This is a genomic window from Pantoea sp. FN0302 (assembly GCF_050113775.1).
In the GTDB taxonomy this organism is placed as follows: domain Bacteria; phylum Pseudomonadota; class Gammaproteobacteria; order Enterobacterales; family Enterobacteriaceae; genus Mixta; species Mixta alhagi.
Genome location: NZ_JBNJSM010000001.1, coordinates 957657 through 971843, shown reverse-complemented (window position 1 = coordinate 971843; position 14187 = coordinate 957657). Strand labels below are relative to the sequence as shown.

Annotated in this window: 16 protein-coding genes and 1 other annotated feature; of the genes, 12 read left to right on the top strand and 4 right to left on the bottom strand. The window is 55.4% G+C overall.

The features are described from left to right. Positions 1-44 precede the first annotated feature (44 nt). Positions 45-806 (top strand): YciK family oxidoreductase, encoded by a 762-nt coding sequence (locus ACQE32_RS04500; RefSeq protein ID WP_426972436.1) that lies wholly within the window; start codon positions 45-47, stop codon positions 804-806. Continuing rightward, positions 806-1399: a cob(I)yrinic acid a,c-diamide adenosyltransferase gene (cobO, locus tag ACQE32_RS04495; RefSeq protein ID WP_250650053.1), complete on the top strand. Its 594-nt coding sequence runs from the start codon at positions 806-808 to the stop codon at positions 1397-1399. The genes ACQE32_RS04500 and cobO overlap by 1 nt, the downstream gene beginning before the upstream one ends. A gap of 54 nt (positions 1400-1453) precedes the next feature. Here cobO and rluB read toward each other — a convergent pair whose 3' ends face one another. The 3 genes from rluB to rnm all read right to left on the bottom strand — a co-directional run bounded on the left by rluB (position 1454) and on the right by rnm (position 4125). Then, positions 1454-2338 carry a 23S rRNA pseudouridine(2605) synthase RluB gene (gene rluB / locus ACQE32_RS04490; RefSeq protein ID WP_426972435.1) on the bottom strand — a complete coding sequence of 295 codons (885 nt, stop codon included), beginning with the start codon at positions 2336-2338 and terminating at the stop codon, positions 1454-1456. Between the two features lie 268 nt (positions 2339-2606). Continuing rightward, positions 2607-3227: an L-threonylcarbamoyladenylate synthase gene (locus tag ACQE32_RS04485; protein WP_250650054.1), complete on the bottom strand. Its 621-nt coding sequence runs from the start codon at positions 3225-3227 to the stop codon at positions 2607-2609. 13 nt (positions 3228-3240) lie between these two features. Next, entirely contained in the window at positions 3241-4125 is an 885-nt protein-coding gene (rnm, locus tag ACQE32_RS04480; protein WP_250650055.1) for an RNase RNM, read from the bottom strand. A gap of 148 nt (positions 4126-4273) precedes the next feature. After that, positions 4274-4370 (top strand) — a sequence feature (Trp leader region). Between the two features lie 22 nt (positions 4371-4392). On the opposite strand from rnm, the gene ACQE32_RS04475 reads away from it, so the two are divergent. From ACQE32_RS04475 to ACQE32_RS04445, 7 genes are all read left to right on the top strand, one after another. Beyond that, positions 4393-5955, top strand: coding sequence for an anthranilate synthase component 1 (locus ACQE32_RS04475; RefSeq protein ID WP_427021397.1), 1563 nt, complete (start codon positions 4393-4395; stop codon positions 5953-5955). Continuing rightward, positions 5955-6533 (top strand): glutamine amidotransferase-related protein, encoded by a 579-nt coding sequence (locus ACQE32_RS04470; RefSeq protein WP_250650057.1) that lies wholly within the window; start codon positions 5955-5957, stop codon positions 6531-6533. The genes ACQE32_RS04475 and ACQE32_RS04470 overlap by 1 nt, the downstream gene beginning before the upstream one ends. A 15-nt stretch (positions 6534-6548) precedes the next feature. Further along, entirely contained in the window at positions 6549-7547 is a 999-nt protein-coding gene (trpD, locus tag ACQE32_RS04465; RefSeq protein ID WP_426981755.1) for an anthranilate phosphoribosyltransferase, read from the top strand. A gap of 2 nt (positions 7548-7549) precedes the next feature. Beyond that, the gene (trpCF, locus tag ACQE32_RS04460) at positions 7550-8908 is read left to right on the top strand and encodes a bifunctional indole-3-glycerol-phosphate synthase TrpC/phosphoribosylanthranilate isomerase TrpF (RefSeq protein ID WP_426981756.1); all 1359 of its coding nucleotides are present in this window, start codon (positions 7550-7552) and stop codon (positions 8906-8908) included. Positions 8909-8953: 45 nt separating this feature from the next. After that, complete coding sequence (gene trpB / locus ACQE32_RS04455; RefSeq protein ID WP_427021396.1) at positions 8954-10144, top strand: tryptophan synthase subunit beta; 1191 nt, start codon at positions 8954-8956, stop codon at positions 10142-10144. After that, the gene (gene trpA, locus ACQE32_RS04450; RefSeq protein WP_426972430.1) at positions 10144-10947 is read left to right on the top strand and encodes a tryptophan synthase subunit alpha; all 804 of its coding nucleotides are present in this window, start codon (positions 10144-10146) and stop codon (positions 10945-10947) included. The genes trpB and trpA overlap by 1 nt, the downstream gene beginning before the upstream one ends. 142 nt (positions 10948-11089) lie before the next feature. Next, positions 11090-11404: a BON domain-containing protein gene (locus ACQE32_RS04445; RefSeq protein WP_250650062.1), complete on the top strand. Its 315-nt coding sequence runs from the start codon at positions 11090-11092 to the stop codon at positions 11402-11404. Between the two features lie 51 nt (positions 11405-11455). On the opposite strand, the gene ompW is transcribed toward ACQE32_RS04445, so the two are convergent. Continuing rightward, on the bottom strand, positions 11456-12088 hold the full coding sequence (gene ompW / locus ACQE32_RS04440; RefSeq protein ID WP_427021395.1) for an outer membrane protein OmpW: 633 nt from the start codon (positions 12086-12088) through the stop codon (positions 11456-11458). Between the two features lie 267 nt (positions 12089-12355). Here ompW and ACQE32_RS04435 point away from each other — a divergent pair, with 267 nt between their 5' ends. The 3 genes from ACQE32_RS04435 (at position 12356) to ACQE32_RS04425 (ending at position 14137) form a co-directional block, all read left to right on the top strand. Beyond that, positions 12356-12775 carry a YkgJ family cysteine cluster protein gene (locus tag ACQE32_RS04435; RefSeq protein WP_426981759.1) on the top strand — a complete coding sequence of 140 codons (420 nt, stop codon included), beginning with the start codon at positions 12356-12358 and terminating at the stop codon, positions 12773-12775. Between the two features lie 25 nt (positions 12776-12800). Then, complete coding sequence (locus ACQE32_RS04430; RefSeq protein WP_426972425.1) at positions 12801-13538, top strand: YciC family protein; 738 nt, start codon at positions 12801-12803, stop codon at positions 13536-13538. Positions 13539-13600: 62 nt separating this feature from the next. Then, the gene (locus ACQE32_RS04425) at positions 13601-14137 is read left to right on the top strand and encodes a septation protein A (protein WP_085072349.1); all 537 of its coding nucleotides are present in this window, start codon (positions 13601-13603) and stop codon (positions 14135-14137) included. Positions 14138-14187 lie beyond the last annotated feature (50 nt).

Below are 14187 nucleotides of genomic sequence, written 5' to 3'. Positions count from 1 at the left end.
CTTCTCAGCCCCGCGCTGAACCCTTACTCGCCGAGGAAGACGTTTTGCATTATCAACCGAAAAGCGATCTGCTTGATCAACGAATTATCCTTGTTACCGGCGCCAGCGATGGTATTGGACGTGAAGCGGCGCTCACCTACGCGCGCTATGGCGCGCAGGTTATCCTGCTGGGGCGCAATGCAGAAAAATTGCAGCGCGTCTGTGATGAAATCAGCGCACTGGGCAAAGCGACGCCGCTGATGCGTGTTCTCGATCTGGCTACGGTGACGCCGGAGAGCTGCCATCAGTTCGCCAGTGAACTGGCGCAGCAGGTCCCGCGCCTGGATGGCGTGCTTCATAATGCCGGTCTGCTGGGCGAAATCGTGCCGCTTGCCGATCTTGCGCCAGAAATATGGCAACAGGTGATGCGCGTCAATGTCGATGCCACCTTTTTCCTGACCCAGGCGCTGCTGCCGCTGTTGCTGAACGCAGAGTCGGGGTCGCTGGTTTTCACCAGTTCCAGCGTTGGCCGTGTGGGTCGCTCTGGCTGGGGCGCTTACGCTGTATCAAAGTTTGCTACCGAAGGCATGATGCAGGTGCTGGCGGAAGAGTATAAGAATCGTAATCTGCGGGTTAACTGCATTAATCCTGGCGGTACCCGCACCAAAATGCGCGCCAGCGCCTTCCCGGAAGAAGATGCGGACAAGCTGAAAACACCAGCGGAAATCATGCCTATCTATCTTTATCTGATGGGCGACGACAGCCGCCGCAAAACCGGCATCAGCTTTGATGCACAGCCGGGACGCAAGCCAGGACCAGCAGAATAATGGCCGCGCAGGATCGTCACCAGCAGCGGCAGCAGCGCCTGAAAGAACAGGTTGACGCCCGCATCGCCGCCGCCAGCGAAACCCGCGGCATTCTGATGGTGTTTACCGGCAACGGCAAAGGGAAAACCACCGCCGCATTCGGTACCGCAACGCGGGCGGCAGGACATCAGAAAAAGGTTGGCGTGATTCAGTTTATCAAAGGCGAGTGGCCCAACGGCGAGCGTAACCTGCTGGAAGCACACGGCGTTGAGTTCCAGGTTATGGCAACCGGGTTTACCTGGGAAACGCAGGATCGCGCGGCGGATACCGAGGCCTGCCTTGCCGTCTGGCAGCATGCGCGGCGTATGCTGCAGGACCCCATGCTCGATTTGGTCATTCTGGATGAAATAACCTATATGCTCAGCTTCGATTACCTTCCGCTGGCAGAGGTTATCGCTGCGCTCCAGCAGCGCCCCGCTCATCAAAGCGTGATTATTACCGGGCGCGGCTGCCACCGCGATATTCTGGCGCTGGCGGATACGGTCAGCGAAATGCGGCCGGTTAAACATGCCTTTGACGCCGGTATCCAGGCGCAACAGGGCATCGACTGGTAGAAAAAGAAAAGGCATCCCGAAGGATGCCTTTTCATACGCTTTCCGCGTTAACGCTTAACCGCGTTTAGGGCTTTCGCCGCGCTTTGCCGGACGACGATTGCCGCTTACCTGCGTATGGCGCTTCACTGCGCGACGGATCTGGTTCGCCTTGGTACGACGACGATCTTTTTCTACCGGCACCTTGCTGATGGTTTCCGGCGGCAATTCTACCAGCTCACGCAGATAGTTAACCGGCTGCAGATCCAGCTCGGTCCAGCCGCCACGCGGTAATCCCTTGGGTAACATGATATCGCCGTAACGTACGCGAATCAGACGGCTTACCTGAACGCCAACGGCTTCCCACAGACGACGAACCTCACGGTTGCGCCCTTCGGTCAGGGTAACGTTGTACCACTGGTTGATCCCTTCACCGCCGGTGAACTTAATGGTGCGGAACGAGGCTGGACCATCTTCCAGCTGTACGCCCAGGCTCAGCTGACGAATTTTCGCATCATCAACCTGCCCGAATACGCGTACCGCATATTCACGCTCTACTTCACGGCTGGGGTGCATCAAACGGTTAGCCAGTTCGCCATCGGTGGTAAACAGCAACAGACCGCAGGTGTTGACATCCAGACGCCCTACGGCAATCCAGCGCGCACCGCGCAGGCGTGGCAGACGATCGAACACCGTCGGACGCCCTTCAGGATCGTTGCGGGTACAGAGCTCGCCTTCCGGCTTGTAGTAAGCCAGTACGCGGCAAACCTGCTGGTTGGATTCACTAACGGAGACGACATGACCATCAATACGGATTTTTACCGTGGCGTTGGGTTCAATACGATCGCCTAACGTCGCCAGTTTGCCGTCTACGCTAATGCGCCCGGCAGAAATCATGGTTTCTATTTCACGACGAGAGCCATGCCCGGCCCGCGCCAATACTTTTTGTAACTTTTCGCTCATTGAGCTGCCTCACTGTCGCCTTCACAGGCGTCGTTTATTGCTTCTGTCACGGCGTGGCGAGCCATAACCTGAAAGGAGGGATTGCGCTGAGTCCGCCTTTTTATGGCGACCCCGTGCAATGTGGCCGCACAGTATACATGAAGTTTACCGACTTGCCTGTGTTTCCTGCACGCGCGCTTTCAGAGCGGATTGTTAGCGCTGCTGATGGCTTTCCATCCGCCGCCCTTTTCTCCAGCTGCATTGACCGGCGCTTAACGCCGGTCAGGGTTTAGCGGAAAGGACGGATGTCGCCGACGCCTTCCCGAATGACTTCTGGCGTATCGCTGGTTAAGTCAACCACCGTGGTCGGCTGCTGTCCCAGCGTGCCGCCGTCAATAATCAGGTCCACCAGCTTGCCGATACGATCTTCAATCTCTTCCGGGTCGGACTCGGTAAAGTCATTGCCGGGCAGCATCAATGAGGTTGACATCATGGGCTCATTGAGCGCCTCCAGCAGCGCCAGCGCCACCGGATTAGAGGGCACACGCAGGCCAATGGTTTTACGCTTGTCATTCATCAAACGACGCGGTACCTCTTTGGTCCCTTTCAGAATAAAGGTGTAGTTACCCGGCGTGTTGTTTTTAATCAGCCGAAACGCGCTGTTATCCACATGCGCATAGGTTGACAGCTCAGAAAGATCGCGGCAAACCAGAGTAAAATTATGATTGCCATCCAGCTGACGAATACGGCAGATACGCTCCATGGCGTTTTTATCTTCCAGCCGACAGCCCAGCGCATAGCCTGAATCGGTAGGATAAACGATCACGCCGCCTTTATTCAGCGCATCAACGGCCTGGCCAATCAGGCGCGGCTGTGGATTGTCGGGATGAATATGAAACATCTGACTCATAGCTAACCTCTTATCACCTTTCCGTGGAGGGCATTAATGTGGGAAAGCGGGACCATACGGCTTCCACGCCGCCCGGCAGCCACAGCTTTTTACCCAGCTCTATCCACGGACAGGGTTGATGAAAATCAGAGCCCTGCGACGCCGCCAGCTGATATTCCTGTGCATAGCGTCCCAGTTGGCTGCGTTCGTTTGGCGGTTGCTGGCACTGCGCCACTTCCATAGCGTCGCCCCCAATTTCGGCGAAATGGGCGATCAGGCGTTTCAGCCATTTGGCTGATAAACCATAACGCCCCGGGTGCGCCAATACCGCATAACCACCGGAATGATGAATAGCATCAACGGCTTGTTTAATTGTACACCATTGTGGCGGCACGTAGCCGGTTTTGCCGCGCGCCAGATAATGTTTGAATACCTGGGCCATATTGTCGGCTTTACCCTGGGCGATTAGCCAGCGGGCAAAATGGCCGCGCGTGATCGCCCCGCCTGCGGCTAACGCCAGCGCGCCTTCAAGCGCGCCTGGGATCTGCGCCTTTTCCAGCCGCTCGGCCATAAGCCTGGCGCGCGCCATGCGACATTCATTCTGCCCGGCCAAAAATTCGGTGATGACCGGGTGCGCGGGATCGATGCCTAATCCCACAATATGAATTTCATGATTTTCCCACAGCGTGGAAGCCTCTACGCCATCAATCAAGTGCAGCGGCAGCGCCTGCTGTGTAATCGCTTCTCTGGCGGCGGCTAAGCCGGCCACGCTATCGTGATCGGTAATCGCCAGTACGCCAACGCGCATTTCAACGGCGCGCAGCACCAGTTCCTGAGGGGATAACAGACCATCCGATGCGCGGGTATGGCTGTGTAGATCGTAAATGGGAAAGGCGCTTATTGGCGTGGTTGCGGTCAAAATAACTCCTGAAAAACATAAAACGTCGACGCATCATAACGGATTAACCGCTATATAAAAAAGTATTGACAATCAACCCCTGAACCCGTTAACTAGTACACAAGTTCACGCGGGGGTATCCATGATGATGTTTAAGCATAAATTGATGATGGGATGGTGGCGCACTTCTGCTGAAGGGCGACGATGTCACGCATCTGTATTGATCACATGCTGATACCTGAGCCCGCCGATGCGGGCTTTTTTTTGAGCGATTTTAGAGAACCGATTATGTTGAATGCAAAACCTGGATTGAAAGTGATTACCGGCTCGGCCCCCTATCGTGAAGATCCCGCTGCGGTTTTCCATCAGCTGTGCGGCGCCCGCCCGGCTACGCTGCTGCTGGAATCGGCGGATATTGACAGTAAACGTAACCTGAAAAGCCTGCTGATTGTTGACAGCGCGCTGCGCATTACCGCCCTCGGCAACCGTGTTACCGTGCAGGCGCTCTCGGAAAATGGCCGTCAATTGCTGCCGCTGCTGGATGCTGCGTTGCCCGCTGAGGTGAGTAATCAGCACCGTCCCGATGGTCGCGAGCTGCTATTTCCTGAAACAGGCGGCACCCAGGACGAGGACTCACGGCTGAAATCCCTGTCGGTTTTTGATGCGCTGCGCCTGATTGTTCAGCTGGTGGACGCGCCGCAGGATGAGCGCGAGTCGATGCTGCTCGGCGGACTGTTCGCCTACGATTTAGTGGCCGGCTTCGAGCCGCTGCCCGCCTTACGAAATGAGCAGCGCTGCCCGGATTATTGCTTCTATCTGGCCGAGACGCTGCTGGTGCTGGATCATCAGCATCAGAGCGCACGCCTGCAGGCCAGCCTGTTTGCTCCCTCTACCGATGAATTCCAGCGCCTGCAGCGCCGCATTCATCAACTGCATGAACAGATGTTACAGCCTCCCCAGCCGCTGCCGGTACAGCGCGTTGAGCAGATGACGCTGAGCTGTAGCCAGAGCGATGAAGAGTATTGCGAGGTGGTACGCAATATGCAGCAGGCGATCCGTGTGGGCGAAATTTTTCAGGTGGTGCCGTCACGCCGCTTCTCTCTGCCCTGCCCGTCGCCGTTGGCGGCTTACGAAACGCTGAAAAACAATAATCCCAGCCCCTATATGTTTTTTATGCAGGATCGCGACTTCACGCTGTTCGGTGCTTCTCCGGAAAGCTCGCTGAAATATGACGCCGCCTCGCGCCAGATTGAAATCTATCCAATTGCCGGTTCGCGTCCGCGTGGTCGCCATGCCAATGGCTCGCTGGATCGCGATTTAGACAGCCGCATTGAGCTGGAGATGCGGACCGACCATAAAGAGCTGGCAGAACATCTGATGCTGGTTGATTTAGCGCGTAACGACCTGGCGCGCATCTGCGAGCCCGGCAGCCGCTACGTTGCCGATCTCACCAAGGTGGATCGCTATACCTTTATTATGCATTTGGTTTCACGCGTAGTGGGCACGCTGCGCCAGGATCTGGATGTGCTGCATGCCTATCGTGCCTGTATGAATATGGGCACCCTGAGCGGCGCGCCGAAAGTACGCGCCATGCAATTGATTGCCGGTGCGGAAGGCACGCGGCGCGGCGTATACGGTGGCGCGGTCGGCTATTTCACCGCCAGCGGCGACCTGGATACCTGCATTGTGATCCGTTCGGCTTATGTTGAAGATGGCATCGCTACCGTTCAGGCGGGGGCTGGCGTGGTGCTGGATTCACAGCCGCAGGCCGAAGCGGATGAAAGCCGCAACAAAGCGCGCGCCGTTTTGCGCGCCATCGCCACCGCTCATCATTGCCAGGAGACGTTCTAATGGCTGATATTCTGCTGCTCGATAATATCGACTCTTTCACCTACAACCTGGTCGATCAGCTCCGTACCTTTGGTCATCGCGTGGTGATTTACCGCAACACTGTGCCGGCCGATACCCTGATTGCGCGCCTGCAACAGATGGAAAACCCGGTGCTGATGCTATCGCCTGGCCCTGGCGCACCGGCTGAGGCGGGATGTATGCCTGAGCTGTTACAGCGTCTGCGCGGTCGCCTGCCGATTATCGGTATCTGCCTGGGTCATCAGGCGATTATTGAAGCTTACGGCGGTCACGTTGGTCAGGCCGGTGAAATTCTGCACGGTAAAGCCTCCGCTGTTACCCATGATAACCAGGCGATGTTTGCCGGGCTGAGTAATCCGCTGCCGGTCGCGCGTTATCACTCGCTGGTAGGCAGCAATACGCCTGACGAACTGACTATCAACGCCACATTTAACGAGATGGTGATGGCCGTGCGCCACGATGCTGACCGGGTATGCGGCTTTCAGTTTCATCCGGAATCAATTCTGACCACGCAGGGCGCGCGCCTGCTGGAACAAACTCTGGCCTGGGCGCTGGCATAAGCTAAGGAGAAAAGGATGCAACATATTCTGGAGAAACTTTATCAGGGGCTGATGCTAACCCGGGCAGAAAGCCACCAGCTGTTTAGCGCTATTATCACCGGCCAACTGGAACCAACGCAGCTGGCGGCAGCGCTGATAGCGATGAAAGTACGCGGCGAACGTCCGGAGGAGATCGCCGGTGCCGCATCGGCTCTGCTGGCGGACGCACGTCCCTTTCCGCGCCCCGACTACGCCTTTGCCGATATTGTCGGCACCGGCGGCGACGGCAGCAACAGCATTAATATCTCCACCGCCAGCGCTTTTGTCGCAGCAACCTGCGGTTTAAAGGTGGCCAAGCACGGTAACCGTAGCGTCTCCAGCAAGTCCGGCTCGTCCGATCTGCTGGCGGCGTTCGGTATCAGCCTGGATTTACCGGCTGAACAGGCGCGTCAGGCGCTGGATGATCTTAACGTCTGTTTTCTGTTCGCTCCGCAGTATCACACCGGTTTTCGCCATGCGATGCCGGTACGCCAGCAGTTAAAAAGCCGGACGTTGTTTAACGTGCTGGGACCGCTAATTAATCCGGCGCGCCCGCCGCTGGCGGTGATTGGCGTTTACAGTCCGGAACTGGTGTTGCCGATTGCGGAAACGCTGCGTGTGCTGGGCTATCAGCGTGCGGCGGTGGTTCACGGTGGGGGTATGGACGAGGTGGCTATTCACAGCGCCACGCAGGTTGCGGAACTGCGCGACGGCGATATCACCAGCTATCAGCTGACCCCAGATGATTTCGGCCTGCCGTATCATACTAAAGAGTCGCTGGCAGGCGGGTCGCCGGAAGAAAACCGTGACATTCTGACGCAATTGCTCCAGGGTAAAGGCGAGCAGGCGCACCAGCACGCCGTGGCGGTTAACGTTGCTATGTTATTGAAAATTTTCGGCAATGAGGATTTACGTGATAATGCTCAGCGCGCGCTGAAAGCGATTGCGAGCGGTCAGGCTTACGAGCGCGTTGTCGCGCTGGCAGCAAGAGGCTAGAGATGCAAACCGTACTGAATGAAATCATCCGGGATAAAAGGCTGTGGGTGGAAAATCGCAAGAAGCTCCAGCCGCTGACCTCTTTTCAGCAGCAACTGGTGCCCTCAACCCGCAGTTTTTATCATGCGCTACAGGGCGCCCGCACCGCTTTTATTCTTGAGTGTAAAAAAGCATCGCCCTCCAAAGGGGTGATCCGTGCCGATTTCGATCCGGTAGCCATAGCTGAAGTTTATAAAGATTATGCGTCAGCCATTTCCGTGCTCACCGACGAGGCGTGGTTTCAGGGCAGTTTTGACTACCTGCCGCTGGTGAGCGCAGCGGTTAGCCAGCCGGTGCTATGCAAAGATTTTATTATCGATCCCTGGCAGATTTACCTGGCGCGCTTTTATCAGGCCGATGCGGTATTGCTGATGCTTTCCGTGCTGGATGATGAACAGTATCGACAGCTGGCTGCGGTGGCGCACAGCCTGGAAATGGGAATTCTGACCGAAGTCAGTAACGAAGCTGAACTGGAGCGCGCGCTGGCGCTGAACGCCAGAGTTGTAGGTATCAATAACCGCGACCTGCGTGACCTGTCGGTTAATCTGGATCGTACCCGCCAGCTGGCGCCACGATGTGGTCACGGCGTCACGGTAATCAGTGAATCTGGCATCAAGAGCTATGCGCAGGTTCGTGAGCTGAGCCGTTTTGCCAGCGGTTTTTTAATCGGCTCCGCCCTGATGAGCGAAGCGGATCTTCATCTGGCGGTACGACGCGTGCTGCTGGGAGATAACAAAGTTTGCGGCCTGACCCGACCAGAAGATGCCTTTGCGGCCTGGCAGGCAGGCGCCATTTATGGCGGCTTGATTTTCGCTGAGGGATCGCCGCGTAAAGTTGATATTGCCCAGGCGCGACGGGTGATTGCAGCGGCCCCTTTGGGCTACGTGGGCGTGTTCCGCAATGCGGCAATCAGTGACGTTGTCACAACCAGCCGAGCACTCTCCCTGAGCGCCGTTCAGCTGCACGGCAGTGAAGATCAGGATTATATTGATACGCTGCGCGCTGAACTGCCGCCAGAAATCGCAATCTGGAAAGCGCTTAGCGTGAGCAATCGGCTTCCGACGCGCAATCTCGCCCATGTCGATCGCTATGTTTTTGATAATGGCGCTGGCGGCAGCGGCCAGCGTTTCGACTGGTCATTACTCACCGGTCAGCAGCTGGATAATGTGCTGCTGGCGGGCGGTCTCGGTGCAGATAATTGCGTATCGGCAGCGCAGCTGGGCTGCGCCGGACTCGATTTTAATTCCGGTGTTGAAAGCGCGCCGGGCATCAAGGATGCCGAAAAGATCGCCGCAGTTTTTCAAACGCTGCGCGCCTACTGACAGCAAACGTCCGCACCGCGGGCGGTGATAAGGAAAATAACGCACATGACATTACTGAACCCCTACTTTGGCGAATTTGGCGGCATGTATGTTCCACAAATTCTGATGCCTGCGCTGCGCCAGCTGGAAGAGGCCTTTGTTAGCGCCCAACGCGACGCCGATTTTCAGGCGGAGTTTAACGGTCTGCTGAAGAATTATGCCGGGCGTCCTACTGCGCTGACGCTTTGTCAGAACCTGACCAAAGGCACTAAAACGCGTCTCTATCTAAAGCGTGAAGATTTGCTGCACGGCGGCGCGCATAAAACCAATCAGGTTCTGGGCCAGGCGCTACTGGCGAAACGGATGGGCAAAACGGAAATCATTGCCGAAACCGGCGCGGGTCAGCATGGCGTCGCCTCGGCTCTCGCCAGTGCCCTGCTGGGCCTGAAATGCCGTATCTATATGGGCGCAAAAGATGTTGAACGTCAGTCGCCCAATGTTTTCCGCATGCGTTTGATGGGCGCCGAAGTGATCCCGGTTCACAGTGGCTCCGCGACGCTGAAGGATGCCTGTAATGAGGCGCTGCGTGACTGGTCCGGCAGCTATGAAACCGCGCACTATATGCTCGGCACCGCCGCAGGACCGCATCCTTATCCTACTATTGTGCGTGAGTTTCAGCGGATGATTGGCGAAGAGACCAAAGCGCAGATCATGCAGGCTGAAGGACGTCTGCCGGATGCGGTGATCGCCTGCGTGGGCGGCGGCTCAAACGCTATCGGTATGTTTGCCGACTTTATTGATGAGAAAGATGTCGGCCTGATTGGCGTTGAGCCTGCCGGGCACGGTATTGAAACCGGCGAGCATGGCGCACCGCTGAAGCATGGACGGGTTGGCATCTATTTCGGCATGAAGGCACCGATGATGCAGACTGAGGATGGTCAGATTGAAGAGTCCTATTCCATTTCCGCCGGGCTGGATTTCCCGTCGGTGGGACCGCAGCATGCACATCTGAACAGCATTGGCCGCGCGGAATATGTATCCATTACCGATAACGAAGCGCTGGCGGCTTTTAAACAGCTTTGCCGGGCGGAAGGTATTATCCCGGCTCTGGAATCAGCGCATGCGCTGGCCTGGGCCCTGAAGATGATTCAGCAAGATCCAGAAAAAGAGCAGCTGCTGGTGGTTAATCTTTCCGGCCGCGGCGACAAAGATATTTTTACCGTTCACGATATTCTGAAAGCGCAGGGAGAGATCTAATGGAACGTTATGAACAGCTGTTTAAACGTCTGCAGGCCAGCAAAGAAGGCGCTTTTGTTCCTTTTGTCACGCTGGGCGATCCCTCGCCGGAACTCTCTTTGCAGATTATCGATACGCTGGTGGCCGCTGGCGCCGACGCCCTTGAGTTAGGTATTCCTTTCTCCGATCCGCTGGCGGATGGGCCGACTATTCAGAACGCCACGCTGCGCGCCTTTGCTGCCGGAACCACGCCGGCGCAATGTTTTGAGATGCTAACGACCATACGTCAGAAATATCCCGATTTACCGATTGGGCTGCTGATGTACGCAAACCTGGTGTTTACTAACGGCGTCGATGAATTTTATGCCCGCTGCGAACAGGCTGGCGTCGATTCGGTGCTGGTTGCCGACGTGCCGGTTGAAGAGTCAGGCCCTTTCCGTCAGGCAGCGATGCGTCACAATATCGCGCCGATATTTATTTGCCCGCCTAACGCCGATGACGATTTGCTGCGCGCGGTCGCTTCTTACGGACGTGGCTATATCTATCTTTTGTCGCGTGCCGGCGTTACCGGAGCGGAGAAGCGCGCCAGCCTGCCGTTAAAGCATTTAATCGACAAGCTGCGTGAGTACCATGCCGCGCCGACGCTGCAAGGTTTCGGCATTTCGGAACCCTCGCAGGTAAAAGAGGCGATTGCGGCTGGTGCAGACGGCGCAATTTCCGGCTCGGCCATTGTAAAAATTATTGAGAAGCACCACGCTGAACCGGAAGTGATGCTTGCCGAGCTGAAACGTTTTGTCAGCGAACTGAAAGCGGCTACCCGCTAAATCCTCTGTGCCTTGCCTCTGGTAAGGCACTCTTTATCCGCGCCTTTTCTCCTGCCCGTTTGTATTTCCCACTATTGTCTACCACACTTAATGAGCCGCTAATCGAAGCGGCAACGCCTTTTTTATGACAGGGAGTAGCGATATGAAAGCTGTTAAATTGTTTACCGGAACAGTGGCTGCTGCGGCGGTAGCCATGATGCTGAGCGCCTGCGCCCCGACTTCCACCCAGGAAGGAACCGGGGGATATATTGATGACACGGTGATCACCACCAAGGTGAAATCTCAGTTCCTGGGCGACGAATCACTGAAAGCACGTGAAATAAATGTGGAAACCTTTAAAGGTCGGGTACAGCTCAGCGGCTTTGTTTCTTCGCCGCAGATGGCTAACCATGCGGTAGAAGTGACGCGCCGCGTGCCGGGCGTGAAATCGGTGGTCAATAATATGCAGATTAAATAATTTTCCGCTCAGGCCGCTATGCCAGCGGCCTTATGCGTTTTAGCAGCACAATCAGAAGCGGTAACCCACGCCAAAGAAGAACACCCAGGGATCAATACGCGTATCGATATTCTGCTGCTGACCGCCCGCTTTGAATTTGACCTCGGTATCAATATCCATATACCAGACCGACATATTCAGCATCCAGTCTTGATCGATTTCATAATCCAGCCCCACCTGACCGGCCATGCCCCATGAATTTTTTACACTGAGATCGCTCAGGCCCGCGTCGCGCCCGGTCTGGTTAAAATCAGTATCGTAAAAGGTGGTGTAGTTAATCCCGGCCCCGACATAAGGACGCAGCTTACTGTTGCTGTCAAAAAAGTAATATTGCGCCATTAGCGTTGGCGGTAGCTGACGTACGGTTGCCAGCGTACCCGTCGCGGCGAGGCTGACTTTATGGCGAAACGGTGTCGCCGCCAGCAGCTCTACGCCAATATTATCAGTGGCCATCCAGGTGAACGTCAGACCAAGCTGCGTATTGTTATCAACGTCAAAAGAGCCCATTCCCAGCACGTTATCCGATCCTTCAGAGGGACGAACCGTCGCGCTACCCGCACGTATAAAAAAGTCGCCCGCCTGATGGGCGCTGGCAATAACCGGAAATGCCGAGAGGAACGCCAACGCTAATGCAGCTCGTTTCATAACTACTCCTTGTGTAATTAAAAGGGATTAACCCCTACCCACTCATAAGTAAGAAAAAAGTGTCAGAAGCCCCTTTTACAACGAAACGGCTGAAAAATCATGTAGATCAAATTTTCCATAGCGCTTAAAAAAGGCAACATTGATTTAGATCAATAAACAAAGCGGTAACACCTGTGAAATTCCCGTTGCAGGACGTTACATGAAAGATTATTTTGCTGATCTTCCCGTGTGATTTTGGTTCGATGCCTCGGAGGGGCGGGCGATCAAATGAGCGATAATTTTAATCCTTGTGTTTCCTGTGGTGCCTGCTGCGCCCATTTCCGCGTTTCCTTCTACTGGGCTGAGGCAGATGATGCCGGTGGAGGCGTCCCCGCCGATCTCACCGAGCCGCTTAATTTGCTGATGCGCAACATGCGTGGCACAAATGCCCGTACGCCGCGCTGTGTTGCTTTGCAGGGCGAAGTGGGTCAGTGCGTCTCCTGTGGTATTTACGAACAGCGTCCGACGCCCTGCCGTGAATTTGCCATGTCCGGTGAAAATGGTGTCTGGAATGAAGCCTGTGATCTTGCCCGGGCAAAATATGGTCTGCCGCCGCTGTTTTTTTCATCAAACCCGCCACTTACTGAAAGTTATGTAAGTCTGGGTGCCAGTCCCGCGTCAGACCATGTACAATCGCCGGATCTGTAAACCGGTAATTACCAAAGGAGTGTACATGTCCATCACGGCGGGCTCGCTATACCGTGACACGGGGAATTTTTTGCGTCATCAGCTGGTCACGATTGTGCTGATAGCATTACTGACATCACTGATTACAGTGATGATTGGTCATGTGTTAACACCGGACGCAGAACAGCTCTCGATACTGAGCGAAGGCGATAACGGCGGCGCCACTTCGTTAATTGAGGTGATCCAAAACCTGTCGCCGGAACAGCAGCAGGTTCTGCTACGCGCTTCAGCAGCCGGTACGTTTGCCTCTCTGGTCGGTAATACGTTGCTGCTCGGTGCCATGCTTTGCCTGATCCCGCTGGTGTCGGCGGGTCAACGAACCAGCGCGCTGCGGGCGATTGGCGCTTCTGCTCCTTTGCTGCCGCGTCTGCTGCTGTTGACCTTTCTGATTACGCTGGTGGTGCAGTTGGGCTTTATGGTGCTGGTTATTCCGGGCGTGATTCTGGGTATCCTGCTTTCTCTGGCGCCGGTAATTCTGGCGATTGAGAAAACCGGTATTCTTGCCGCGCTGCGCACCAGTTCCCGTCTCGCCTGGGCGCATATGCGTCTGATCGCACCGGCGGTCATCGTCTGGTTGCTGGCTAAAATGGCCTTGCTGCTGCTGGCCTCTTCCTTTACCGTCCTGCCGGCTAATGTCGCTTCTGTGTTGCTTAATGCGTTAAGCAATCTGGTTTCGGCAATATTGGTTATTTATCTGTTCCGTCTTTATATGCTGCTGCGTTAAGTCCTGACGGCATACTTTGTATGCCGTTATTCTTTTCTGCCGGGCACGATCTGGAATTCATTATGAAGCAACTACTCGATTTTCTTCCGCTGGTGGTCTTTTTCGTCTTTTATAAGCTGTACGATATTTATGTCGCCTCCGGCGCGCTGATAGCCGCAACCGGCCTGGCACTGGTCGCCAGTTGGATCCTCTATCGTAAGCTGGAAAAGATGACCATCTTTACCTTTGTGCTGGTCGCGGTATTCGGCACGCTGACGCTGGTTTTCCATAACGATGAGTTTATTAAATGGAAGGTCACGGTTATTTATACGCTGTTCGCTCTGGCATTATTGTTCAGCCAGCTTTTCATGGAAAAACCGTTGATTCAGAGCATGCTGGGCAAAGAGCTGCAGCTGCCGCAATATGCCTGGCGTAAACTGAATATTGCCTGGGCGCTGTTCTTTCTGGCGTGTGGGCTGGCGAATATTTACGTTGCCTTTTGGATGCCGCAGGCATTTTGGGTTAATTTTAAAGTCTTCGGCCTCACGGGTCTGACGCTACTGTTTACCTTGCTCAGCGGCGTTTATATTTACCGTCTGATGCCGCAGCAGGAAAAATAGTTCTGTTCTGCCCGGCTCCAATGCGCCGGGCTTTTATTTTGCAAACCAAA

Coding starts and splice junctions, on each gene's coding strand:
- ACQE32_RS04485 (WP_250650054.1), bottom strand. CDS start 3,227: ATGAGTCAGATGTTTCATATTCATCCCGACAATCCACAGCCGCGCCTG.
- cobO (WP_250650053.1), top strand. CDS start 806: ATGGCCGCGCAGGATCGTCACCAGCAGCGGCAGCAGCGCCTGAAAGAA.
- ACQE32_RS04470 (WP_250650057.1), top strand. CDS start 5,955: ATGGCTGATATTCTGCTGCTCGATAATATCGACTCTTTCACCTACAAC.
- trpB (WP_427021396.1), top strand. CDS start 8,954: ATGACATTACTGAACCCCTACTTTGGCGAATTTGGCGGCATGTATGTT.
- trpD (WP_426981755.1), top strand. CDS start 6,549: ATGCAACATATTCTGGAGAAACTTTATCAGGGGCTGATGCTAACCCGG.
- ACQE32_RS04475 (WP_427021397.1), top strand. CDS start 4,393: ATGTTGAATGCAAAACCTGGATTGAAAGTGATTACCGGCTCGGCCCCC.
- ompW (WP_427021395.1), bottom strand. CDS start 12,088: ATGAAACGAGCTGCATTAGCGTTGGCGTTCCTCTCGGCATTTCCGGTT.
- trpA (WP_426972430.1), top strand. CDS start 10,144: ATGGAACGTTATGAACAGCTGTTTAAACGTCTGCAGGCCAGCAAAGAA.
- ACQE32_RS04430 (WP_426972425.1), top strand. CDS start 12,801: ATGTCCATCACGGCGGGCTCGCTATACCGTGACACGGGGAATTTTTTG.
- ACQE32_RS04445 (WP_250650062.1), top strand. CDS start 11,090: ATGAAAGCTGTTAAATTGTTTACCGGAACAGTGGCTGCTGCGGCGGTA.
- trpCF (WP_426981756.1), top strand. CDS start 7,550: ATGCAAACCGTACTGAATGAAATCATCCGGGATAAAAGGCTGTGGGTG.
- ACQE32_RS04425 (WP_085072349.1), top strand. CDS start 13,601: ATGAAGCAACTACTCGATTTTCTTCCGCTGGTGGTCTTTTTCGTCTTT.
- ACQE32_RS04435 (WP_426981759.1), top strand. CDS start 12,356: ATGAGCGATAATTTTAATCCTTGTGTTTCCTGTGGTGCCTGCTGCGCC.
- rluB (WP_426972435.1), bottom strand. CDS start 2,338: ATGAGCGAAAAGTTACAAAAAGTATTGGCGCGGGCCGGGCATGGCTCT.